The sequence below is a fragment of the Ochrobactrum sp. CGA5 genome, from assembly GCF_006345815.1.
Classification (GTDB): domain Bacteria; phylum Pseudomonadota; class Alphaproteobacteria; order Rhizobiales; family Rhizobiaceae; genus Brucella.
In genome coordinates, this window is sequence record NZ_VCIG01000001.1 from 412173 (window position 1) to 433350 (window position 21178).

Consider the following 21178-nt stretch of genomic DNA (forward strand, 5'->3'; position numbering starts at 1 on the left):
AATCGGCCTAGGGAGTAATGCCCAAGCAACGCGGACGTTTCCGTCAGCACCCTCTCCAATCCAATACTAATATGCAGAATAGGGAGTTTTACCGATCTGAAAAGAGAAAATGCCCGACGGAGGCCGCCGGGCACGATCATATAAAGTTTACCCCGATGGGAATGCCAGCCGTCTGGCTGGCCATTCTCTCGGATATTAGTTGGCGAAATTAAGCCTGATCTTCAGCTTCTTCTTCGTCGTCGAAAACTTCTTCCGACAGAGGCTGTTCTTCGATGCCGTAGATAGCTTCGATCGAGGTCAGGTCTTCACCCTTTGCCTGACGTTCGGCTTCTTCTGTCGAACGGGCGATGTTGACCGTAACCTGAACCTGAACTTCCGGATGCAGCGAAATCGAAACTTCGTGCAGGCCGATCGTCTTGATCGGATGGTTCAGTTCAACCTGATTGCGGTGTAGGGTGAAGCCGTTGGCCGAGATGATTTCGGCGATGTCGCGGGTCGAAACTGAACCGTAGAGCTGGCCGGTTTCACCAGCCGAACGTACAACGATGAAGCTTTCGCCATTGAGCTTTTCAGCAACAGCGCTGGCTTCGTTCTTGCGTTCCAGGTTCTGGGCTTCGAGCTGAGCGCGCTGGCCTTCGAACTTCTTCTTGTTGGCTTCGTTGGCACGAAGAGCCTTGCCCTGCGGGAGCAGGAAGTTACGGGCATAGCCGTCCTTGACCTTGACGATTTCGCCCATCTGGCCGAGGCGGCCGATGCGTTCCAGAAGAATAACGTCCATTGGAGTTTCCTTTCGAGTTTCTGATTCGGTTACTGACTGTCAGCGCCCGGCATTTTCGAAACTGGCGCGCCGCGCGAAGTGTCGAAAAGTCCGAGAACCATGAAGATGAAAAGCAGGAATGCGAAGAGTATGATCGCAAAGTAGGCGAGCCACAGCGCCACTGGACGCCACACCTTGCCGCGTGTGCGAAAATGCATGATGGCAAGACCTGACATCATGAAGCCTGCGCTGAGCGCACCGGCGATGACGGTTGCAATCAATCCGGTACCGCCGGGAAGAAACGCAACCGCAAGAGCGACCGCGAAGACGAGCAGGGCCGGACGCGGCATACGCAGTGTTGCCGGCCAGTCGTCGCGCGGTCGGCGCATGCGACCCGACATAGAAATCAGGCGCTGTGCCAGATAGAGATTACCAACGAGAATTGCGAGGCAGGTTGCAGGCTGGATCGCGGGGAGGGCCACCATCAGCAGCGACGTCACACTGTTGCGAATGTCATCGCTGGCCGTGAACTGCGGATCGGCTTCGGCAACGCGGTCGATAAGCGTATTTGCGAGTTCGCGCGCCATGTCCGGGCCAAAGCCCAGAATCGCACCGATGACAACGAAGCTCAGCGCCACCATCACGGCGAGCCGGAACACGATATCCGACAACGGATACCATACGAGAATATCCTTCGGTCCGCCGAGTTCTTCGGCTGGCCGCGCGAGGCCGGACAGATAAGCGCCGGTTGCTGCGGGAATGAAACTCGTCAATGCCATCAGGAGTGCCGCAAGCGGGACAGCGACAACACCGACGGCAACTGTGGCTGTGGCGGCGGCAACGATACCGGCGCCCGAACCCCAGCCAAGCGCAACAACGAAGATGGGAAGGGGTGTCAGGAAGTAGAGAACCATGGCCATAGCCGCCATCGCGCCACCTTGGGCGACGACGCCGGACGACATCAACGCCGAGGCAAGCCCCGCCAATATGCCGATACCGATAATGGTTCCATTGAATTTCATCAGTTTCGCTGTCCTGCTCCGGTCCGGCCGGTCTTGCAGTTAGAGACGATTAACAAGACGTCTCAACTTGGGTTTTTGATACGTCCGCTACGCCCATCGCAACGGAGGAGACGGGAGGCAGCGAACCACCTCCCGAAATCTTGTTCTTACTTCACAACGTAAGGCAGCAGGCCGAGGAAACGAGCGCGCTTGATCGCCTTGGCGAGCTCACGCTGCTTTTTCTGGCTGACAGCTGTAATACGGGAAGGAACGATTTTGCCGCGTTCGGAAATGTAACGCTGCAGAAGCTTGATGTCCTTGTAGTCGATCTTCGGTGCGTTTGCGCCGGAGAACGGGCACGTCTTGCGACGGCGATGGAAAGGACGACGGGTCGGGATCTGATTGATATCAACCATGATTATGCTCCTTCACCAGCTTCGTTGTCGCGTGGGCGACGCGGACCGCGATCACCACGGTCCCCACGGTCGAAACCACCTTCACGACGACGCGGGCGATCATCACCATCACGCTCGCGACGGTCGTCACGGCGGGTCAGCATAGCCGACTGGCCTTCTTCGTGTTCTTCAACGCGAATGGTCATGAAGCGCAGGACGTCTTCATTGATACGCATCTGACGTTCCATTTCAGCAACGGCAGCAGCCGGAGCGTCGATGTTCAGAAGCGTATAATACGCCTTGCGATTCTTCTTGATGCGGTAGGTGAGGGGACGCAGACCCCAAGCTTCAACCTTACCGACCTTGCCGCCATTAGCTTCGAGGACACCCTTGTACTGTTCGACAAGAGCGTCGACCTGCTGCTGGGAAATGTCCTGGCGGGCAAGAAGCACATGTTCATAAAGAGCCATTGGCTTTGCCTTTCTTCGTTATATCACGCCGACACCAGCGGCTAAGCCCCTGCGACTTCTCTTTTGCCGGAAACCGGTGAAGAAAGGACGCGTATTTGAGACGGTCGAGAGCGGAGACACGGGAGGCAGAAGCGCTTATGACTTCCAACGTGCTATCCTGCTTTTAACGGCAAGAAGACACGGCCCTCCGTTCAGCCCCCAGCTGGTGCCGAACAATGAACGGGCGGCTATTACGTGTTTTTCCCCTTGTTTGCAAGCGCGATATCCCCGAAAAACCGACAAATGCTTGACTTTTCGCCCAAGGCTAAGGCACATCGCGCCAAATTGTGCATTTCATTGCAGGCATGGCGGCGAAAACGGATACCGGTTTCACCTTTATCATATGCATAGAACCAGAACGAGGCATCAATGGCGGTAGCATTTACCTTTCCCGGACAGGGCAGCCAGGCGGTAGGCATGGGCAAAGCCCTGGCCGAACAGTTCGCGGAAGCGCGCGCCGTCTTCGACGAAGTGGACGCAGCGCTTGGCGAAAAGCTGTCCGCCACCATGTTCGAAGGCCCGGAAGACGTTCTGACGCTCACCGCCAATGCCCAGCCCGCGCTGATGGCCGTGTCGATGGCCGTCCTGCGCGTCATGGAAGCGCGTGGCTTCTCGCTGAAGGAAAAGGTTTCCTACGTGGCCGGTCATTCGCTGGGCGAATATTCCGCACTTTGCGCTGCCGGCACCTTCTCGCTTGCCGATACGGCGCGCCTCCTGCGCATTCGCGGCAATGCGATGCAGAAGGCTGTTCCGGTTGGCGAAGGCGCGATGGCTGCGATCATCGGTCTGGAACATGGCGATGTGGAAGCAATCTGCACGGAAGCAAAGGCTTCCGGTTCGGTTCAGATCGCCAATGACAATGGCGGCGGCCAGCTGGTAATTTCCGGCTCCAAGGCTGCGGTCGAACTGGCGGCAAAGCTTGCTTCGGAAAAGGGCGCAAAGCGCGCCATCATGCTGCCGGTTTCCGCACCCTTCCATTCGACTCTGATGGCCCCGGCTGCTGAAGCAATGCGCGAAGCGCTGGCCAGTGTCGAGAAGCACAATCCGGTTGTCCCGCTCATCGCCAATGTGCGCGCCGCGCCGGTGACGGACGCCAGTGAAATCGCCGATCTGCTGGTTGAGCAGGTGACGGGTCAGGTGCGATGGCGCGAGACCGTGGAATGGTTTGCCGCCAATGGCGTGACCTCGCTTTATGAAGTAGGTTCGGGCAAGGTTCTGACCGGTCTGGCGCGCCGCATCTCCAAGGATGTGTCGGGCGCCGCTGTTGGTTCGGCTGAAGAAATCGAAGCAGCGCTTGCTGCTCTGGCATAAAAGCTCATTAGCTAAAAGGATCCGATATGTTTGATCTGACTGGCCGCAAGGCTCTCGTAACCGGTGCGACCGGCGGTCTGGGTGAAGCGATTGCTCGCGCTCTCCATGCACAGGGCGCTATTGTCGGCCTGCACGGTACGCGCGAAGAAAAGCTGAAGGAACTGGCTGCCGAACTCGGCGATCGTGTTTTCATCTTCCCGGCCAATCTGTCGGACCGCGAAGCCGTCAAGGCGCTCGGCCAGAAGGCGGAAGAAGAGCTGGGCGGCGTCGATATTCTGGTCAACAATGCCGGTATCACCCGTGACGGCCTGTTCGTGCGCATGAGCGATGAAGACTGGGATGCCGTTCTGAATGTCAATCTCACCTCGGTTTTCAACCTGACGCGTGAGCTGACCCATCCGATGATGCGCCGCCGCAATGGCCGCATCATCAACATCACCTCCATCGTCGGCGTGACCGGCAATCCGGGGCAGGCGAATTATTGCGCGTCGAAGGCGGGTCTCATCGGCTTCTCCAAGTCGCTGGCGCAGGAAATCGCAAGCCGCAATGTGACGGTGAACTGCATTGCGCCGGGCTTCATCGAATCGGCCATGACCGACAAGCTGAACGACAAGCAAAAAGAAGCGATCATGGGCAGCATACCCATGAAGCGCATGGGCGTTGGTGGGGATATTGCTGCGGCAGTTGTCTATTTGGCGAGCGACGAGGCAGCCTATGTGACGGGCCAGACCCTGCATATCAATGGCGGTATGGCCATGATCTAACCGCTCTTCTTCTCCCAATTATGGTATAAAATGCCTTAATACGGGGGTTGGAGAAGGAAAAGGCGCTTTGCCTTGCTCAAGAAGCATGGTAATGCGCCCATCGAGAGTTGCGGCATTCTGAGTAGAAGCGCCGTGATCCTGTTCCGAAAGGAATATCCACAGGATGACTGTCCGGGCGGCTTCGCTCGAAACTTGGCAGACATCTTATAACTTGATTACAATCCTGCATGCCGCTAACCAAGGCAGAGCAACAAACACACAGGTCGAGGTTCCGACATGAGCGATACCGCAGAGCGCGTCAAGAAAATCGTTGTTGAACATCTGGGCGTAGATGCCGACAAGGTCACGGAAGGCGCAAGCTTCATCGATGACCTCGGCGCAGACAGCCTCGATACGGTCGAGCTGGTCATGGCTTTCGAAGAGGAATTCGGCGTTGAAATTCCTGACGACGCTGCCGAAACGATCCTTACGGTCGGCGACGCTGTGAAGTTCATCGACAAGGCTTCCGCCTAATCTGAACTTGGGCATTGGGCTGGGGTTCTCGCGAATCCTGGCCCTGCTTGTTTTTAGCCGTCTCTTTCGTCTTTGCGATCGGGGCGCATATGCACAAGGGCCGTTAAGCGGCCTGTTTGTGAATCTGCCGGAACGCTGGTCGGAGATCGCGTTCGACATGGCAGGCTCCGGTTTCAACAATTGGAGCGCCATCCCTTCCAGGCCCGGACATATGTTCTGCCGGTTCAAGCCTGCGGGGCGGTGTTCCTGACATAACAGAGTTTTAAGGGGTGGATATGAGGCGTGTCGTCATCACCGGTCTTGGTCTGGTGTCGCCGCTTGCCAGCGGTGTCGAAGAGACCTGGAAGCGTCTTATTGCCGGTGAAAGCGGTGCTCGCCGCATCACGGAATTTGAAGTTGACGATCTGGCCTGCCAGATTGCCTGCCGCATCCCGGTTGGCGATGGTACCAATGGCACCTTCAATGCCGACCTCTATATGGAGCCCAAGGAACAGCGCAAGGTTGATCCCTTCATCGTTTATGCTGTCGGTGCTGCCGATCAGGCACTGGACGATGCCAACTGGCATCCTGAAAGCGACGAGGATCAGGTCCGTACTGGTGTTCTCATCGGTTCCGGCATTGGCGGTATCGAAGGTATTGTCGAGGCAGGCTACACGCTGCGCGACAAAGGTCCGCGCCGTATTTCGCCGTTCTTTATTCCTGGCCGCCTGATCAATCTGGCTTCCGGCCACGTGTCTATCAAGCATAAGCTGCGCGGACCGAACCACTCGGTTGTGACGGCTTGCGCAACCGGCACGCACGCTATCGGCGACGCTGCTCGTCTGATTGCTTTTGGCGATGCGGATGTCATGGTTGCCGGTGGAACGGAATCGCCGGTCAGTCGCATTTCGCTGGCAGGTTTTGCCGCCTGCAAAGCCTTGTCCACCAAGCGCAATGACGATCCGACCGCAGCTTCTCGCCCTTATGACGAAGACCGCGACGGCTTCGTGATGGGCGAGGGTGCGGGCGTTGTGGTTCTCGAAGAGCTGGAGCATGCACTGGCGCGCGGCGCAAAAATCTATGCCGAGGTCATCGGCTATGGCCTTTCGGGCGACGCCTATCACATTACTGCCCCGACCGAGAGCGGTGAGGGCGCTGAGCGTTGCATGGTCGCGGCTCTGAAGCGTGCAGAAATCACACCCGATCAGATCGACTACATCAACGCCCATGGCACGTCGACCATGGCTGACACCATCGAACTTGACGCTGTCGAGCGCGTGGTGGGCGATGCTGCATCGAAGATTTCGATGTCCTCAACCAAGTCTGCTATCGGCCATCTTCTGGGTGCCGCTGGTGCCGCCGAAGCAATTTTCTCGACGCTTGCCATCCGCGACAATATCGCGCCAGCTACGCTCAATCTCGACAATCCGGCTGTCTCCACAAAGATCGATCTGGTTCCGCACAAGGCGCGTGAACGCAAGATCGATGTGGCTCTGTCGAACTCTTTCGGATTTGGCGGAACCAACGCTTCGCTGGTCTTGCGCCGATACTCCTGATTGGTATCGCTGAAGATAGAATATGGAATATAAAAAACGCGGGGATTTCTCCGCGTTTTTGCCAAAATATAACCCGATGCGATGTTTAAAATCGCGAACAGCGGTTAGTGTATCATGACTCCGAAGGGCTTTATCTGCTCGGACGAGTAATAAGTGCAAATGGCCGTTTGGGCGCGCATTCGGCACAATATGCCGGGCGGCTCGCCAAAATAGATAGGCAGAGCCTTTCTCGTGGTTTGCTATGAACCAACGAAATACTCTGGACCGAGGTGATTGAGTGAATTCAGAGGCGCAATCCGGAACACCCCCTGCAGACGAGCAGCTCAAGGGTGCGGGGCAGGAAGCGAACGTGACTTCAAAGCCGTTCGTGCCGAAATCCGCGTCTGAAGCTCTGCGTCCTGAGCCGGGAACACCGCCGCCGCGCAAGCGTTCGCGCCATGCGCGCAGCCAGATTGTCGTTTTCATGAACTTCATGCTGTCGCTGATCGTGCTTGTTCTGCTCGGTGCGTCGGCCTTGTTCTATTTCGGCAAGATGCAGTTTGACGGGCAAGGCCCGCTCAATACCGAAACGACGTTTCTCGTCAAACGCGGTGCTGGTATTGCAGAAGTTTCCAATAGCCTGGAAAATCGTGAGATCGTCAGCGATGCGCGTATTTTCCGCTATGGTGTGCGGACGCTCGGTCATGAGAATGATCTGAAAGCGGGCGAATATGCCATTCCGGCGGGCGCTTCGATGCGCGATGTAATGAAGATTCTCATCAGCGGCAAATCGATCATGTATCCGCTGACTATTCCAGAAGGTCTGACGGTCAAGCAGATTTTTGACCGTATCTCGGCTGATCCGACACTGGTTGGCGATATGCCGAAGGACATGCCGCCGGAAGGTTCACTTTTCACCGATACGCTAAATTTCACACGCGGCACGACGCGTTCAGAAATCATTGATCGTATGATCGCCTCGCAGAAAAAGCTCGTGGACGAGACCTGGGCCAAGCGTAACGCTGACTTGCCAATCAAGGACAAGAACGAGTTTGTGACTTTGGCTTCAATCGTGGAAAAGGAAACCGGCATAGCGTCCGAACGCCCGCATGTGGCTTCCGTTTTTATCAATCGCTTGAAGAAAGGGATGCGCATCCAATCCGACCCGACCATTATTTATGGTCTTTTCGGCGGGGCTGGCAAACCGTCAGACCGACCGATCTTCAAGTCGGATATCGAAAAGCCGACACCCTACAATACCTATGTGATCAATGGTCTTCCGCCGACGCCGATTGCCAATCCGGGCAAGGCTGCGCTGGAAGCTGTCGCTAATCCGCTGGATACAGAAGATCTTTACTTCGTTGCCGACGGCACAGGTGGTCACGTGTTCTCGAAGACGCTACAGGAACACAACGCCAATGTCCGCAAGTGGCGCTCTGTGGAAGAACAGAAGAATATCGAACGGCAGAACAATAGTGGCAGCAATAACAAACAAGGTTCGGGTCAGAGCGCGAGCGAATAGCACTTTGCTATAGACCTTGACGGAATGTGAGAATGTATAACCGAAGCCGGTGCTTGCCGCTGGCTTCGGCTTGGTTTTTGAGTAACCCCGCGCTGTTGCGGGCGTGAGTTGAGGGGATGGAACGCATGGCGCTCCAAAGCATGACCGGATTTGCACGCCATGCCGTGCAACACGCCATGGAAGGCGGAGAAGCGCGTATCGTCTGGGAAGTGCGATCCGTCAATGGTAAGGGGCTCGATCTACGGCTGCGTCTGCCGCAGGGCCTTGAAGCGACCGAACATCCTGTACGCTCAATGTTGGCGCGTCATTTCTCGCGTGGGAATTTTCAGGCCAGTCTCAGTGTGGAACGCAGCGAGGCTCAGCCCGGTTTCAGCATCAATCGGGCGATGCTCGCGGAGATCCTGAAAATCGGCGCGGATTTACAGGCCCAGCATGGGCTGGCCCCTGCCAGTGTTGACGGCGTTCTTTCACTGCGCGGTATCATTGATCAGGCTCAGATGGCTGATAATGAAGACGAGCGCGCCGGACTGGAATCTGCCATCGTCTCGGGGTTTGAGGGGGCACTTAAGGCAATCGCCGATGCGCGCATGCAGGAGGGCAAAGCCCTCTTCAGTATTCTTACTGGCCATATTGACAGTATAGAGCGGCTGACCTCGAATGCGCGTCGCGATCCGTCACGTCGCGCGGATGCGATCAAAACGCGCTTGGCTGGCCAGGTGGCCGTGCTGATGGATGCCGCACGCGAGCTTGATGAAGCGCGGCTCTATCAGGAAGCGGCGTTTCTTGCGACGAAGGCCGACATTCAGGAAGAACTTGACCGGTTGGAGACCCATGTGGCATCCGCCCGCAAGCTTCTGGCAGATGGAGGGCCTGTCGGGCGTAAGCTCGACTTTCTTTCACAGGAATTTAATCGTGAAGCTAATACACTGTGTTCCAAATCGAATGCAGCGTCGATCACAGCCATCGGTCTGGAACTGAAAGCAGTCGTCGATCAGTTTCGCGAACAAGTACAAAATCTGGAGTAACAGGTATCATGGCCATCTCGTCGGTTGAAAATGGCGTCGCACGTAGAGGCCTGATGGTGGTGATTTCATCGCCATCTGGAGCCGGTAAGTCTACCATTGCCCGGCTGTTGCTGGAAGACAAGAAGATGAACCTTTCGCTGTCGATCAGCGTGACGACGCGCCAGCGTCGCCCAAGCGAGATCGAAGGGGTTCACTACCATTTCAAGACGATCCGCGAGTTTGAACGCCTGCGCGACAATGACGAACTGATTGAATGGGCCGAGGTCCACGGCAATTTCTATGGTACGCTGCGCGAAACTGCTGAAATCGCACTGGCCGACGGTCAGGATATGCTGTTTGACATTGACTGGCAGGGGGCGGACCAACTGCAAGCAAAGATGCCCGCTGATGTGGTTTCAATCTTCATTCTGCCGCCCACCATGCGCGAGTTGCAGCAGCGCCTGAACCGTCGTGCGGAAGATACGGCTGATGTGATTGAGACACGCTTGCAGAATGCCCGTTTTGAAATCCAGAAATGGGTGAAATACGACTACATTGTCATCAATGAAGATCTGGACCGCTCCTTTGCTGCCATCAAGTCGATCATCGACGCGGAGCGTCTCCGCCGCGACCGCCGCCCGGGCTTGTTCGATTTTGTAACCGGTTTGCTGGAAGAGGATCCGGGCATATAAGTTCAGACCGGCTTTTACGAGAATCTGACGACTATCCGATCTGCTTCGTTTATGAGGCGTTTGAGTGACTCGAGAAATGGCTTGCCGGCGCGCGTTTTCAGCTTGTCCAGAGCTTCGGCATTTCTAAACACCAGTCTGCATTCACCAGGCCAGCCTGGACCTTGTGACCTGCCACTAAGAATTTCTTCCAGAATGAATCGAGTGTGTAAACGAAGGCTTCCGGTTTTGGGTTGGAACAGCGGAAAGATACCGTCTCCAAAAGATCGTTAGGGCTTTCTACCCCGGCACAACTGATTTCGTAGACTGAAGCATATCAGCCGAGCAGGATCAGCAGGCCGTCCACCATGCCGAGGACAAGAATGAGTGCGCCCATTGCGATGGCTGTCACTACCAGCATATGCTTCTGCCGGTCGCGTTTTTCTGTTCGCTTACCCGTCCAGTCGTAAGGCGATTCAGGCATTTCTATCTCCAGATCGGCCTCACATCTCACACCGCTGTGCGGGCCACAGCCTGTAATTTGCACTTTACAACCCGTGCCTGCAAGTTAGGTGATGCTCACAAGTGGGCTTATGACCGAAAGCGACAGCACGACTTTTATACAGCCGTGCCGCCCACCGTTACCTGATCCATGCGCAGATGCGGCTGACCGACGCCAACAGGAACCCACTGGCCACCCTTGCCGCAATTGCCGCTGCCGGTATCGAGCTTCATATCGTTACCAATCATCGAAATCCGCTGCATGGCGTCTGGACCGTTGCCGATCAGCATTGCGCCCTTAATCGGTGCTCCAACCTTGCCGTCCTCGATCAGGTAGGCTTCCGTGCAACCAAATACGAACTTGCCGGAGGTGATGTCGACCTGACCGCCGCCGAAGGAAACGGCATAAATGCCCTTCTTCATGGAGGCGATGATCTCCTCAGGTGTCTTGTCGCCAGAAAGCATATAGGTGTTCGTCATGCGCGGCATGGGGGCATGAGCATAGGATTCCCTGCGTCCATTGCCGGTGGCTTTCATATCCATCAGACGGGCGTTTTGGCGGTCTTGCATATAATTGACGAGCTTACCGTCGTCGATTAGCACGGTGCGATTGGTGGGTGTACCTTCATCATCAATAGTGAGCGAACCGCGCCGCTCGGCGATGGTGCCATCATCGACAACCGTTACTCCCCTTGAGGCAACTTGCTGTCCAAGCAGCCCGGCAAAGGCCGAGGTCTTCTTGCGGTTAAAGTCGCCTTCCAGGCCGTGCCCGACGGCTTCATGCAGCATCACGCCCGGCCAGCCACTTGCGAGAACAATGTCGAATGTGCCTGCGGGGGCAGGGATGGCTTCCAGATTGACGAGCGCTTGACGCAATGCCTCATCCGCCGCGTGCTGCCAGCTTTCGGCGGTAACAAATTCACCGAATCCCTTGCGTCCGCCAACCGTATGTGAGCCTGATTCCTGACGGTCGCCATCGCCTGCCACCACCGAAACACTCAGGCGCACCATGGGTCGTATATCGCGCACGAAATGACCGTCGGCGCGCAGAATCTCGACCTGCTGCCACGAGCCTGCGAGAGAGACGGAAACCTGGCGTACTTTCGGGTCTTTGGCGCGCAGATAGGCATCAATCTGCTGCAAGAGTTGCACCTTAGCATCGAAGGTCGGCGAACCGATGGGGTTTTCATCCGAGTAAAGGTGACGGTTGGTACCGGCGGGTGCCGCCGCGTAGTTTCCGCCATAGCCCTTTAAGGTAGCAGAAACAGCATCTGAAGCGCGTTTCAAGGCAGCAAGTGAAAGATCACCCGCGTGGGCATAACCGATTGCTTCGCCCGCGACTGAACGCAGCCCAAAGCCCTGGTCTTGATTAAATGATCCACTCTTGAGACGGCCATTGTCGAAAACAAGTGCTTCTGCTTCGCGATATTCCACGAAGAGCTCGCCATCATCGCTGCCTTGCAGACTCTGGGCGACAAGGCGTTCGATATCGTCGCGGCTGGCGTCGAAACTGTCGATAAGGCTTCTCATAAAAATACATCCTGCAGCATGTGTTTGCTGCAGGATGTAAGCCTTAAATCGGTTGAGAACAACCGGTCATCGCAGTTGTGATCAGGGGAGAGCGTCGAAGCCTTCGCCAAATCCCTTCAGATCAACGGGTATGCCCACGCCTTCCTCCGGCGTCTGGAAGACGATAAAGGTCGCAGCCTTGCCAGAGCGCAATGTCTTGAGAAGATCATCCTCAAGGATGACTTCAGCGTAGCAGCCATCTTCGAAACAGCGGACAAAATAGGCGCGCCCAATGTCCTTGCCATCCACATTCAGACCAAGTCCGTTGGGCAGCAAAACGCCGAGCGGGGCCAAGACGCGAAGAATACGGGCCTTGTTGTCTGCAGTTTTGAGAACCACGACTGAAAGGCCCAACTCGGGACGCTTTGCTGCAACCACGTTCTGGATCAGCGCGCACTGTTCCGTTTTGGCACCAGCGGGCGTATCGCAGAGAATGGACCATGCTCCATGCTGCGACTTGAGCTTGCCGCTCTGTTGCGGGCTGGTCGGAGCGGCCTGCGACTGGGCGGCAGGGGCCTCCTGTGGGGTTTGTAACTGCGCCGATGGTTCCTGAGCAACCGAAGGAAGCGCCGCAGCGGCAAGTGTCAAGCTGACACCTGTTGCAATAGTTGCAAGGCGCTGGCTGGTCGTACGGCGGGCAAGCATGCGAAAAGTCATGAAATCTCCAGATCGAATCACCGGGACGTTAACGCGCTGCATTGGCCATGAAAAGCACCGTGATTGGCGTTAATCTGTCCTGGCCATCATAGCAACGGTGATACCGTCTGTTGCATCGATTGTCACGCGGCACGTTAAGAAAAACGTCTTGTCAAATCATGGCTTCATTATGGGTTTCGTGCGGTTTTCCCAAGTTTTTGCAATGAAAGCGAGCACCTCTGGCCGATTGAACAAACTCGAACGCTTGAACTTCTCCCCATGGGCTGCGCGCAAAAATGCCGCACAGGAACATATTCGCCTTCCTTGCGGTGTGCGCTAAGGTGTGGTTTGAACGCCGACGGGGGATGCGGCCGTCTTTAGCGTCCGGCGTCCAGCTCGAAAGGGCGAAAAGGGAGAGAGTTCTGGTGGATAAGATTGTTGCCACAACGAAGGGCGCCTTCGGCGGTGCTCTTGCAGTGCTGTGGACGACTGGTGCCGCTTTTGCGGATCAGCCCCGTCCCTGGGAATGGAGATTTCAGGACGCAGCGACTGGAATTGCCGAACAGATTCATTGGTTTGAGCGTTATACGCTCTGGTTCATTATTCCAATTACCTTGCTGGTGCTGTTTTTGCTGGTTTGGGTCGTGCTTCGCTTTCGTGCGAGTGCAAATCCTGAGCCGTCCAAAACAAGCCACAATACCGCTATTGAAGTGATCTGGACCATTGGGCCTGTGATCATTCTTCTGTTTCTGGCGGTTCCGTCTTTCCAGCTCCTGACGGCGCAGTATTCGCCTGAGGATCCGACGCTGACGGTCAAGGCAACGGGATACCAGTGGTATTGGGGTTACGAGTATCAGGTCGACAATCCGGTCAGCTTTGATTCTCTTCTTCTGAAGGACGGTGATCGTGCTGCCGCCGGAAAAGAGGATCGTGCGCGTTATCCGCGTCTTCTCGCCGTCGACAATGAAGTTGTGGTTCCGGTTGGTGAAACGGTTCGCCTCCTCGTCACCGCTGCCGACGTGATCCATTCGTGGACGATACCGGCTTTCGGCGTGAAGATGGATGCCGTTCCGGGTCGCATCAACGAAGCCTGGTTCAAGGCGGACAAGGAAGGTCTTTATTACGGTCAGTGCTCTGAGCTTTGCGGCAAGGATCATGGCTTCATGCCAATCGCCGTGCGCGTTGTTTCGAAAGAGCAGTATCAGACCTGGATCGCTGCTGCGGGATCGGATCTGAACAGCGCGAATAAGGCACTTCAGGCCACTGTTGAAGGTGGTGCAAACGATAAGGTGGCTGCGGCGGGTCTTTAGACCTCGAACGCCAAGACTGTTGAAAAACGGGAGCGAAATCCATGGCTGGCACAGCAGCTCACGAGCATGGTGCCCACGACGACCACAAGCCGCACGGCTGGGTTCGTTGGGTATACTCGACCAATCATAAAGACATCGGTACCCTGTACCTGATTTTTGCAATCATCGCCGGCATCATCGGCGGCGCACTGTCCATCGCGATGCGCGCTGAACTCCAGGAGCCGGGCATTCAGATTTTCCATGGGCTCGCGTCCATGGTCTACGGTGTTGAGGGCGACGCTGCGCTCGATGCCGGCAAGCAGATGTTCAATGTGTTCACTTCTGCGCATGCTCTTGTCATGATCTTCTTTATGGTCATGCCGGCTTTGATTGGCGGTTTTGCCAACTGGATGGTGCCGCTGATGATCGGTGCGCCGGACATGGCTTTCCCGCGCATGAACAATATTTCGTTCTGGCTTCTGCCGCCTGCGCTATTGCTGCTGATGATCTCGCTGTTCATGCCTTCAGCGCCCGGTGCCTGGGGTCCCGGCGGCGGCTGGACACTGTATCCGCCTCTGTCGACCTCGGGTCAGCCCGGGCCGGCTGTGGACTTTGCCATTCTGGCAATCCACATTTCGGGTGCGTCGTCGATCCTCGGCGCGATCAATTTCATCACCACTATCCTCAACATGCGCGCGCCGGGCATGACGCTGCACAAGATGCCGCTCTTCGCCTGGGCTGTGCTGGTGACGGCGTTTTTGCTTCTGCTTTCTCTGCCGGTTCTGGCAGGCGGCATCACCATGCTGCTGACCGATCGTAACTTCGGAACGACCTTCTTCACGCCGGATGGCGGTGGTGATCCGATCCTGTATCAGCATCTGTTCTGGTTCTTCGGGCATCCGGAAGTGTACATTCTGATTCTGCCGGGCTTCGGCATCGTCAGCCACATCGTATCGACCTTCTCGCGCAAGCCGATATTTGGTTACCTCGGCATGGCCTACGCTATGGTCGCGATCGGTGTCGTTGGCTTTGTGGTTTGGGCTCACCACATGTATACGGTCGGCCTGTCGCTCGATACGCAGCGTTACTTCGTGTTTGCCACGATGGTCATCGCGGTTCCCACAGGGATCAAGATCTTCTCGTGGATCGCGACGATGTGGGGTGGTTCGATCACCTTCCGCGCACCGATGTTGTGGGCAATCGGCTTCATCTTCCTGTTTACGGTTGGTGGTGTGACGGGTGTTCAGCTCGCCAATGCCGGTCTCGACCGTGCATTGCATGACACCTATTACGTCGTGGCGCACTTCCATTACGTTCTGTCGCTGGGTGCGGTCTTTGCGATCTTTGCGGGCTGGTACTACTGGTTCCCGAAGATGAGCGGCTACATGTACAACGAGTTCACGGCCAAGCTGCATTTCTGGGTTACCTTCGTTGGCGTTAACCTGGTTTTCTTTCCGCAGCACTTCCTTGGTCTTGCTGGCATGCCGCGCCGTTACATCGACTATCCGGACGCATATGCAGGCTGGAACATGGTATCGTCCTACGGCTCCTATATTTCGGGCTTTGCCGTACTGATCTTCCTCTACAATGTCTTCGAGGCATTCGCGAAGAAGCGTGAGGCTGGTGCAAATCCGTGGGGTGAAGGCGCAACCACGCTGGAATGGCAGCTCTCATCCCCGCCGCCGTTCCACCAGTGGGAACAGCTGCCGCGCATCAAGTAATTGTGCGATGGGCGGAGTCCGGAAAAAACTTCGCCCTCCTTCACAAAATGTGCTATGGGCGGGCGGCATTCTGTTCCGCCCGTCGCCGGTAGACGAAAAGTCGGCCAACAAGCACGGCATTCCCGGCGGGAACAGAACGGTTTCCGGGAGGACATTGTTGTGATTGTGCCGATCCGCGCTGTAGGGGCGTGGTGTTCGGACCGGTGAACTTGAGGTTTTTAAGTTAAATGTCTCTGGTGGAAAAAAACGCAGGTACTGATGATGCACTCGTCCTCTCTGAGGCGACTGCGCGGGATTACCTTGTTCTTTTGAAACCCCGGGTGATGTCCCTTGTGGTCTTCACCGGGCTGGTCGGTCTCGTGGTCGCGCCGGGACATATGAATCCTATACTCGCTGCTATCAGTATTCTCTGTATCGCGGTTGGCGCGGGTGCGTCCGGCGCGCTGAACATGTGGTACGATGCCGATATTGATGCGGTTATGAAGCGCACACGTAACCGGCCTATTCCGGCTGGCGTCATCGCGCCCAATCAGGTTCTGGCTTTCGGTTTGACCCTGTCGGCTTTCTCGGTCGTGACGCTTGGTCTGATGGTCAACTGGCTGGCGGCAGCGCTTCTGGCTTTCACGATTTTCTTCTACGCAGTCATCTACACGATGTGGCTGAAGCGTTCGACGCCACAGAACATCGTTATCGGCGGTGCCGCAGGTGCGTTTCCTCCGATGATCGGCTGGGCGGCCGCGACCGGCGAAATCACTTGGGACAGCCTCGTCCTGTTTATGATTATCTTCCTGTGGACGCCTCCGCATTTCTGGGCGTTGTCGCTCTTTTCAGCCAATGACTACGAAGCGGCGCGCATTCCGATGATGCCGAACGTCAAGGGTGAGCTTTCGACCCGTCGTCAGGCGCTATTCTATTCAATTATCATGGCACCGGTCGGGGTTCTGCCGTGGGTGCTTGGTTTTGCCGGTCCCGTCTATGGCGCAGTTTCGACGCTGCTCGGACTGGCTTTCGTTTACTATGCATGGCGGCTTTGGGCGGCCGGGTCGCAGCCCGCAATGCTGGCAGCAGCGCGCAAGCTGTTTCGCTTTTCGCTGCTCTATCTGTCGGGATTGTTTGCAGTGCTGCTTGTTGAGGCACTGGCTATGAAGGCATTGTCCGCCTTTGGAGTTTTCTAATGGATGAAACCGTACAGAAGCCAATGGATAGCAAACTGGAGCTGATCGTTCCGACGGAGCAGCAAAAGCGGGCCCAGCGCAATCGTTCCTGGGGACTGGCAATCGCCTTGGCTCTGTTCGTGTTGCTCGTTTACGTTGGTACGATTGCCAAGCTGGGCGCAAACATTCTGGTGCGGCCGCTTTAAATTTTACCTGGGAGGAGAAGATGGCGGATCTGCAGGGAAAAGACCAAAAGCTGAGAAAGCAGCAGCGTTCTAACGCGACCATTGCTGTTGCTTGCCTATCTTTCTTTGTCTGCATGATCGGTGCGGCCTACGCTTCAGTGCCGCTTTACCGCATTTTCTGTCAGGTGACTGGCTATGGCGGCACGACGCAGCGTGTGGAACAATATTCCGATACGATTCTGGACAAGACCATGAAGGTGCGTTTCGACGCGAACACGGCCAACGGGCTGCCTTGGGATTTCAAGCCCGTGCAGCGTGAGGTCGCGGTTCGGATAGGCGAAACCACGATGATCAAATATGAGGCTCGCAATCTGTTCGATCAGCCTACCTATGGCCGCGCAAGCTTCAATGTCGCGCCGGGTCGAGCAGGAGCCTATTTCAATAAGGTTGAATGCTTCTGCTTCACGGATACGACTTTGAAGCCGGGTGAGGACATGGAGATGCCAGTGGTGTTCTTTGTTGATCCAGAGATCGTCAATGATCCCGATCTGAAGGACGTCAAGACGATCACGTTGTCCTACACGTTCTTCCCTATTGAGAAACCGAAGCCTGTGGCGAATGCCAAGGCGGCGACCTCTACCAACGGAACTTGATGCCTTGAGCGTTCTCGAAAACGCGAGATGCTCTGGCGGCGCATAATGCCGCAAAGACAAAACAATGAAGTGGTTTTATTCTGATAAGAAATACCGCTTGTTACAGACAGACTTGCTTGGAACCGTATAAGCGGTTTAAGCAGGGAGGTACGAGAGAGGAACCCCTAAGGGGATTTACGGGGAGAGACATGGCCGACGTTCATCAGAAGAATCACGACTATCATATTATCGCGCCCAGTCCTTGGCCGTTTCTGAGCTCGGTAGGTGCATTCGTGCTCGCCATTGGCGGTATTGCATGGATGCGTTACATCAATGCCGGTGAGTTGCCGTTCTTCGGCCTCAACGTTGTGACACCGTGGATTTTCTTCATCGGTCTCGCGATCGTGCTTTACTGCATGTATGGCTGGTGGGCCGATACCATCAAAGAAGGCCATGAGGGCCATCATACCCGCGTCGTGTCACTGCATCTGCGTTATGGCATGATCATGTTCATCGCCTCCGAAGTCATGTTCTTCGTGGCGTGGTTTTGGGCGTTTTTCGACGCCAGCTTGTTCCCGAATGAAGTGCATCAGGTTGCACGTGCCGAGTTCACGGGTGGCGTATGGCCTCCCAAGGGCATAGAGGTTCTGGATCCTCTGCACCTGCCGCTCTACAACACCGTGATCCTGCTTCTTTCGGGAACGACGCTGACCTGGGCTCACCATGCGCTGTTGCACAATGATCGCAAGGGCATGATTACCGGTCTCGCTATCACGGTTGCTCTTGGCGTTCTGTTTTCCTTCGTGCAGGCCTATGAGTATATTCACGCACCGTTTGCATTCAAAGACTCGATCTACGGTGCAACCTTCTTCATGGCGACTGGTTTCCACGGTTTCCATGTTATCGTCGGTACGATTTTTCTTCTGGTTTGCCTCTTCCGTGCCATCGGCGGTGACTTCACGCCGAAACAGCATTTCGGTTTCGAGGCCGCTGCATGGTATTGGCACTTCGTTGACGTCGTCTGGCTGTTCCTGTTCTTCGCCATCTATGTATGGGGTGGATGGGGTGCGCCGATGCATGGTGGCTGATAGCTAGCAGTCACAAGTTTCGAGGCGGCCCTGGCAACATGGCCGCCTTTTGTTTGTGAACAGATAATGAGAAGGGAACCGCAATGCCGGATCACAACATCTATCCTCCCGTTGATCCAATAAAGAGCGGCATTGCAGGACATTGCCCGCGTTGCGGCGAAGGGAAGCTCTTCGATGGTTTCCTGAAAGTCGCTCCGTGCTGTAAGGCCTGTGGGCTGGATTATTCCTTTGCTGATTCCGGCGATGGCCCTGCAGCCTTCGTCATTTTGATTATCGGTTTCATTGTCGTCGGTCTTGCGCTCTGGATGGAGGTTAATTGGGGGCCGCCGCTCTGGGTGCATTTCCTTCTTTGGGTACCACTTGCGATTATCTTCAGCCTTGTGGCCATGCGATGGGCCAAGGGAATTCTCATCAATATGCAATATCGCAACAAGGCAGCACCCGGCCGAATAGACAACCGACAGGATGAGAGCCAATGACGACAGCACAGCAGTCGCGTCGCTTCCCATGGGGTGTGGTGATTGCATCGGCAATAGCGCTCGTCATTTTGCTGGCGCTTGGCACTTGGCAGGTTGAACGCCTGCAATGGAAAGAATCGCTGATTGCATCGACCGAACAGCGCATTCACGAGCCGCCACTACCGCTCTCCGAGATGGAAAAAGTCTATAGGGAAGACGGATCGGTTGAATACCGTCCGGTGACAGTATCGGGCACTTTCATGCATCAGGGCGAACGGCATTTTCTGGCCACCTATGAGGGAGCAGCCGGATATAATGTCTATACCCCACTGATGCTTGAGGACGGGCGTTTCGTACTGGTTAATCGCGGCTTCGTTCCTTATGAGAAGAAGGACCCGTCAACGCGCGCCGAAGGGCAGATAGACGGTCCGGTGAGTGTGACTGGGCTGGCGCGCGATCCGTTGTCGGCGAAGCCTGGTTTCTTTCTTCCTGATAATGATGTCGCCAAGAATATCTTCTATTGGAAGGACTGGACGGCGATGGCGGAAAGCGCTGACCTGCCAAATCTGGACGAGGTCGTGCCGTTCTTTATTGATGCCGACAACAAACCCAATCCGGGCGGTCTACCTATAGGCGGTGTAACGATTATCGATTTCCCCAATAACCATCTGCAATACGCGGCGACATGGTACGGCCTCGCTCTGGCGCTGTTGGGGGTTGTCGGCGTATGGTTGTGGCGCTATCGCTTTATTCGTCCGAGATAACAGGAATAACGACGAAGAGGGGTGAGGGGTTGACAACGCGCGCGTTGCAGCCCAACTCCGGATCAAAGTATGTCTCCCAAAAGCGAAGGCCGGTTTTGAGAAGAAGACATATGTGAGAACAAACTCAAAGCGCACCGCGCTTAAGTTTCAAGCCACGCCGAACCTTGCGAGCACGCTTCATGACCGATCAACGACAACCACTGGAAATCCGCCTTTGCGGCCCGCGCGGCTTTTGTGCCGGAGTGGATCGCGCGATCCAGATTGTGGTGCTCGCACTGAAGAAGTACGGCGCTCCCGTTTATGTTCGCCACGAGATCGTTCATAACCGCTATGTAGTCGAGGGTCTGCAATCCCGCGGTGCAATTTTTGTCGAGGAACTGGACGAGATCCCTGCAGAGCACCGTAATCAACCGGTGGTGTTTTCCGCGCATGGCGTACCGAAGTCCGTGCCTGCAGATGCGGAAGCCAAGAACCTCTTTTATCTCGATGCTACCTGCCCCCTTGTTTCCAAAGTGCACAAGCAGGCCATGCGTCACCAGCGCTTGGGACGCCATGTCATTCTGATAGGCCATTCTGGCCACCCGGAAGTGATCGGCACCATGGGGCAATTGCCTGATGGTGCGGTGACGCTGATCGAAACCGTTGAGGATGCACGCAATTGCCATTTTGACGACGAGAACAATCTCGGATTCGTGACGCAGACGACGCTTTCGGTGGATGACACGGCAGGTATCATTGAGGAATTGCAGGCGCGCTTTCCGAACCTTTCGGCTCCGGCAGCGGAGTCGATCTGCTATGCAACGACCAACCGGCAAGATGCGGTGCGCGCCGCTGCACCGGGATGCGATCTGTTTCTGATCGTCGGTGCACCAAACTCGTCCAACTCCAAGCGTTTGGTTGAAGTTGCGGAAAAGGCTGGCGCGCATATGTCTATGCTGGTTCAGCGCGCGGCTGATATCGAATGGGATCGCATCGGAGATATTTCGGTGGTGGGCCTGTCGGCAGGGGCCTCGGCACCAGAGATTATCGTCGATGAAATCATTGACGCCTTCAAGAAGCGCTTCAACGTGAAGATCGAATTGGCCGAGACTGTGGTCGAAACCGAGAACTTCCTTGTAAATCGCGAGATTCGCGATGTGGAGCTGACGGTGCAGGATATGGCATTCGTCAACGGGGACCATCGCGTGGTCGGTATTCCAAAGTTAATGCAGGGGAAATAAGCG

General features: G+C 55.9%; 23 protein-coding genes. 16 read left to right on the forward strand and 7 right to left on the reverse strand.

All coding sequences use genetic code 11. The features are described 5' to 3' along the window. Positions 1–208 precede the first annotated feature (208 nt). From rplI to rpsF, 4 genes are all read right to left on the reverse strand, one after another. On the reverse strand, positions 209–778 hold the full coding sequence (gene rplI, locus FJQ48_RS01905) for a 50S ribosomal protein L9 (RefSeq protein WP_139973521.1): 570 nt from the start codon (positions 776–778) through the stop codon (positions 209–211). 29 nt (positions 779–807) lie between these two features. Continuing rightward, a complete protein-coding gene (locus FJQ48_RS01910) occupies positions 808–1779 on the reverse strand; it encodes a DUF2232 domain-containing protein (protein WP_139973522.1) in 972 nt (323 codons plus the stop codon). 146 nt (positions 1780–1925) lie between these two features. After that, the gene (rpsR, locus tag FJQ48_RS01915) at positions 1926–2174 is read right to left on the reverse strand and encodes a 30S ribosomal protein S18 (protein WP_006466219.1); all 249 of its coding nucleotides are present in this window, start codon (positions 2172–2174) and stop codon (positions 1926–1928) included. A gap of 2 nt (positions 2175–2176) precedes the next feature. Continuing rightward, the gene (rpsF, locus tag FJQ48_RS01920; protein WP_139973523.1) at positions 2177–2623 is read right to left on the reverse strand and encodes a 30S ribosomal protein S6; all 447 of its coding nucleotides are present in this window, start codon (positions 2621–2623) and stop codon (positions 2177–2179) included. A gap of 408 nt (positions 2624–3031) precedes the next feature. On the opposite strand from rpsF, the gene fabD reads away from it, so the two are divergent. The 7 genes from fabD (at position 3032) to gmk (ending at position 9982) form a co-directional block, all read left to right on the forward strand. Further along, positions 3032–3973, forward strand: coding sequence for an ACP S-malonyltransferase (gene fabD / locus FJQ48_RS01925; protein WP_109368479.1), 942 nt, complete (start codon positions 3032–3034; stop codon positions 3971–3973). 26 nt (positions 3974–3999) lie between these two features. After that, positions 4000–4737: a 3-oxoacyl-[acyl-carrier-protein] reductase gene (fabG, locus tag FJQ48_RS01930; RefSeq protein ID WP_139973524.1), complete on the forward strand. Its 738-nt coding sequence runs from the start codon at positions 4000–4002 to the stop codon at positions 4735–4737. Positions 4738–5013: 276 nt separating this feature from the next. Beyond that, the gene (locus FJQ48_RS01940) at positions 5014–5250 is read left to right on the forward strand and encodes an acyl carrier protein (protein WP_002963616.1); all 237 of its coding nucleotides are present in this window, start codon (positions 5014–5016) and stop codon (positions 5248–5250) included. A 275-nt stretch (positions 5251–5525) separates the two neighbouring features. Beyond that, positions 5526–6785 carry a beta-ketoacyl-ACP synthase II gene (gene fabF, locus FJQ48_RS01945; protein WP_139973525.1) on the forward strand — a complete coding sequence of 420 codons (1260 nt, stop codon included), beginning with the start codon at positions 5526–5528 and terminating at the stop codon, positions 6783–6785. Between the two features lie 277 nt (positions 6786–7062). Next, positions 7063–8286: an endolytic transglycosylase MltG gene (gene mltG, locus FJQ48_RS01950; RefSeq protein WP_139973526.1), complete on the forward strand. Its 1224-nt coding sequence runs from the start codon at positions 7063–7065 to the stop codon at positions 8284–8286. Between the two features lie 125 nt (positions 8287–8411). Then, positions 8412–9311: a YicC/YloC family endoribonuclease gene (locus FJQ48_RS01955; RefSeq protein ID WP_139973527.1), complete on the forward strand. Its 900-nt coding sequence runs from the start codon at positions 8412–8414 to the stop codon at positions 9309–9311. 8 nt (positions 9312–9319) lie between these two features. Then, on the forward strand, positions 9320–9982 hold the full coding sequence (gene gmk / locus FJQ48_RS01960) for a guanylate kinase (RefSeq protein ID WP_139973528.1): 663 nt from the start codon (positions 9320–9322) through the stop codon (positions 9980–9982). 313 nt (positions 9983–10295) lie between these two features. Here gmk and FJQ48_RS22255 read toward each other — a convergent pair whose 3' ends face one another. The 3 genes from FJQ48_RS22255 to FJQ48_RS01975 form a co-directional block, all read right to left on the reverse strand. Beyond that, the gene (locus tag FJQ48_RS22255; RefSeq protein WP_180350089.1) at positions 10296–10442 is read right to left on the reverse strand and encodes a hypothetical protein; all 147 of its coding nucleotides are present in this window, start codon (positions 10440–10442) and stop codon (positions 10296–10298) included. Positions 10443–10576: 134 nt separating this feature from the next. Next, the gene (gene tldD, locus FJQ48_RS01970; protein WP_139973529.1) at positions 10577–11989 is read right to left on the reverse strand and encodes a metalloprotease TldD; all 1413 of its coding nucleotides are present in this window, start codon (positions 11987–11989) and stop codon (positions 10577–10579) included. 81 nt (positions 11990–12070) lie between these two features. Then, positions 12071–12685 carry an invasion associated locus B family protein gene (locus tag FJQ48_RS01975; RefSeq protein ID WP_139973530.1) on the reverse strand — a complete coding sequence of 205 codons (615 nt, stop codon included), beginning with the start codon at positions 12683–12685 and terminating at the stop codon, positions 12071–12073. A gap of 404 nt (positions 12686–13089) precedes the next feature. Between FJQ48_RS01975 and coxB the strand changes: the two genes are divergently transcribed. The 9 genes from coxB (at position 13090) to ispH (ending at position 21175) form a co-directional block, all read left to right on the forward strand. Further along, the gene (gene coxB / locus FJQ48_RS01980) at positions 13090–13974 is read left to right on the forward strand and encodes a cytochrome c oxidase subunit II (protein ID WP_139973531.1); all 885 of its coding nucleotides are present in this window, start codon (positions 13090–13092) and stop codon (positions 13972–13974) included. 41 nt (positions 13975–14015) lie between these two features. Beyond that, on the forward strand, positions 14016–15674 hold the full coding sequence (gene ctaD, locus FJQ48_RS01985) for a cytochrome c oxidase subunit I (RefSeq protein WP_139973532.1): 1659 nt from the start codon (positions 14016–14018) through the stop codon (positions 15672–15674). 227 nt (positions 15675–15901) lie between these two features. After that, positions 15902–16849, forward strand: a complete 948-nt coding sequence (locus FJQ48_RS01990) for a heme o synthase (protein WP_139973533.1) — start codon at positions 15902–15904, stop codon at positions 16847–16849. Beyond that, a complete protein-coding gene (locus FJQ48_RS01995) occupies positions 16849–17034 on the forward strand; it encodes a hypothetical protein (protein ID WP_139973534.1) in 186 nt (61 codons plus the stop codon). Before FJQ48_RS01990 ends, FJQ48_RS01995 begins: the two co-directional genes overlap by 1 nt. A gap of 20 nt (positions 17035–17054) precedes the next feature. Further along, positions 17055–17666: a cytochrome c oxidase assembly protein gene (locus FJQ48_RS02000; RefSeq protein WP_139973535.1), complete on the forward strand. Its 612-nt coding sequence runs from the start codon at positions 17055–17057 to the stop codon at positions 17664–17666. Between the two features lie 188 nt (positions 17667–17854). Next, positions 17855–18733, forward strand: coding sequence for a cytochrome c oxidase subunit 3 (locus FJQ48_RS02005; protein WP_139973536.1), 879 nt, complete (start codon positions 17855–17857; stop codon positions 18731–18733). Between the two features lie 83 nt (positions 18734–18816). After that, on the forward strand, positions 18817–19212 hold the full coding sequence (locus FJQ48_RS02010; protein ID WP_139973537.1) for a DUF983 domain-containing protein: 396 nt from the start codon (positions 18817–18819) through the stop codon (positions 19210–19212). Then, positions 19209–19955: an SURF1 family protein gene (locus tag FJQ48_RS02015; protein ID WP_139973538.1), complete on the forward strand. Its 747-nt coding sequence runs from the start codon at positions 19209–19211 to the stop codon at positions 19953–19955. The genes FJQ48_RS02010 and FJQ48_RS02015 overlap by 4 nt, the downstream gene beginning before the upstream one ends. 179 nt (positions 19956–20134) lie before the next feature. Then, positions 20135–21175 carry a 4-hydroxy-3-methylbut-2-enyl diphosphate reductase gene (gene ispH / locus FJQ48_RS02020; RefSeq protein WP_139973539.1) on the forward strand — a complete coding sequence of 347 codons (1041 nt, stop codon included), beginning with the start codon at positions 20135–20137 and terminating at the stop codon, positions 21173–21175. The last annotated feature ends 3 nt before the right edge of the window (positions 21176–21178 follow it).

Coding starts and splice junctions, on each gene's coding strand:
- fabD (WP_109368479.1), top strand. CDS start 3,032: ATGGCGGTAGCATTTACCTTTCCCGGACAGGGCAGCCAGGCGGTAGGC.
- FJQ48_RS02005 (WP_139973536.1), top strand. CDS start 17,855: ATGGCCGACGTTCATCAGAAGAATCACGACTATCATATTATCGCGCCC.
- fabF (WP_139973525.1), top strand. CDS start 5,526: ATGAGGCGTGTCGTCATCACCGGTCTTGGTCTGGTGTCGCCGCTTGCC.
- rpsF (WP_139973523.1), bottom strand. CDS start 2,623: ATGGCTCTTTATGAACATGTGCTTCTTGCCCGCCAGGACATTTCCCAG.
- FJQ48_RS01990 (WP_139973533.1), top strand. CDS start 15,902: ATGTCTCTGGTGGAAAAAAACGCAGGTACTGATGATGCACTCGTCCTC.
- FJQ48_RS01940 (WP_002963616.1), top strand. CDS start 5,014: ATGAGCGATACCGCAGAGCGCGTCAAGAAAATCGTTGTTGAACATCTG.
- fabG (WP_139973524.1), top strand. CDS start 4,000: ATGTTTGATCTGACTGGCCGCAAGGCTCTCGTAACCGGTGCGACCGGC.
- FJQ48_RS02010 (WP_139973537.1), top strand. CDS start 18,817: ATGCCGGATCACAACATCTATCCTCCCGTTGATCCAATAAAGAGCGGC.
- tldD (WP_139973529.1), bottom strand. CDS start 11,989: ATGAGAAGCCTTATCGACAGTTTCGACGCCAGCCGCGACGATATCGAA.
- ctaD (WP_139973532.1), top strand. CDS start 14,016: ATGGCTGGCACAGCAGCTCACGAGCATGGTGCCCACGACGACCACAAG.
- rplI (WP_139973521.1), bottom strand. CDS start 778: ATGGACGTTATTCTTCTGGAACGCATCGGCCGCCTCGGCCAGATGGGC.
- ispH (WP_139973539.1), top strand. CDS start 20,135: ATGACCGATCAACGACAACCACTGGAAATCCGCCTTTGCGGCCCGCGC.
- FJQ48_RS02000 (WP_139973535.1), top strand. CDS start 17,055: ATGGCGGATCTGCAGGGAAAAGACCAAAAGCTGAGAAAGCAGCAGCGT.
- FJQ48_RS01955 (WP_139973527.1), top strand. CDS start 8,412: ATGGCGCTCCAAAGCATGACCGGATTTGCACGCCATGCCGTGCAACAC.
- FJQ48_RS01910 (WP_139973522.1), bottom strand. CDS start 1,779: ATGAAATTCAATGGAACCATTATCGGTATCGGCATATTGGCGGGGCTT.
- gmk (WP_139973528.1), top strand. CDS start 9,320: ATGGCCATCTCGTCGGTTGAAAATGGCGTCGCACGTAGAGGCCTGATG.
- FJQ48_RS22255 (WP_180350089.1), bottom strand. CDS start 10,442: ATGCCTGAATCGCCTTACGACTGGACGGGTAAGCGAACAGAAAAACGC.
- rpsR (WP_006466219.1), bottom strand. CDS start 2,174: ATGGTTGATATCAATCAGATCCCGACCCGTCGTCCTTTCCATCGCCGT.
- FJQ48_RS01975 (WP_139973530.1), bottom strand. CDS start 12,685: ATGACTTTTCGCATGCTTGCCCGCCGTACGACCAGCCAGCGCCTTGCA.
- FJQ48_RS01995 (WP_139973534.1), top strand. CDS start 16,849: ATGGATGAAACCGTACAGAAGCCAATGGATAGCAAACTGGAGCTGATC.
- FJQ48_RS02015 (WP_139973538.1), top strand. CDS start 19,209: ATGACGACAGCACAGCAGTCGCGTCGCTTCCCATGGGGTGTGGTGATT.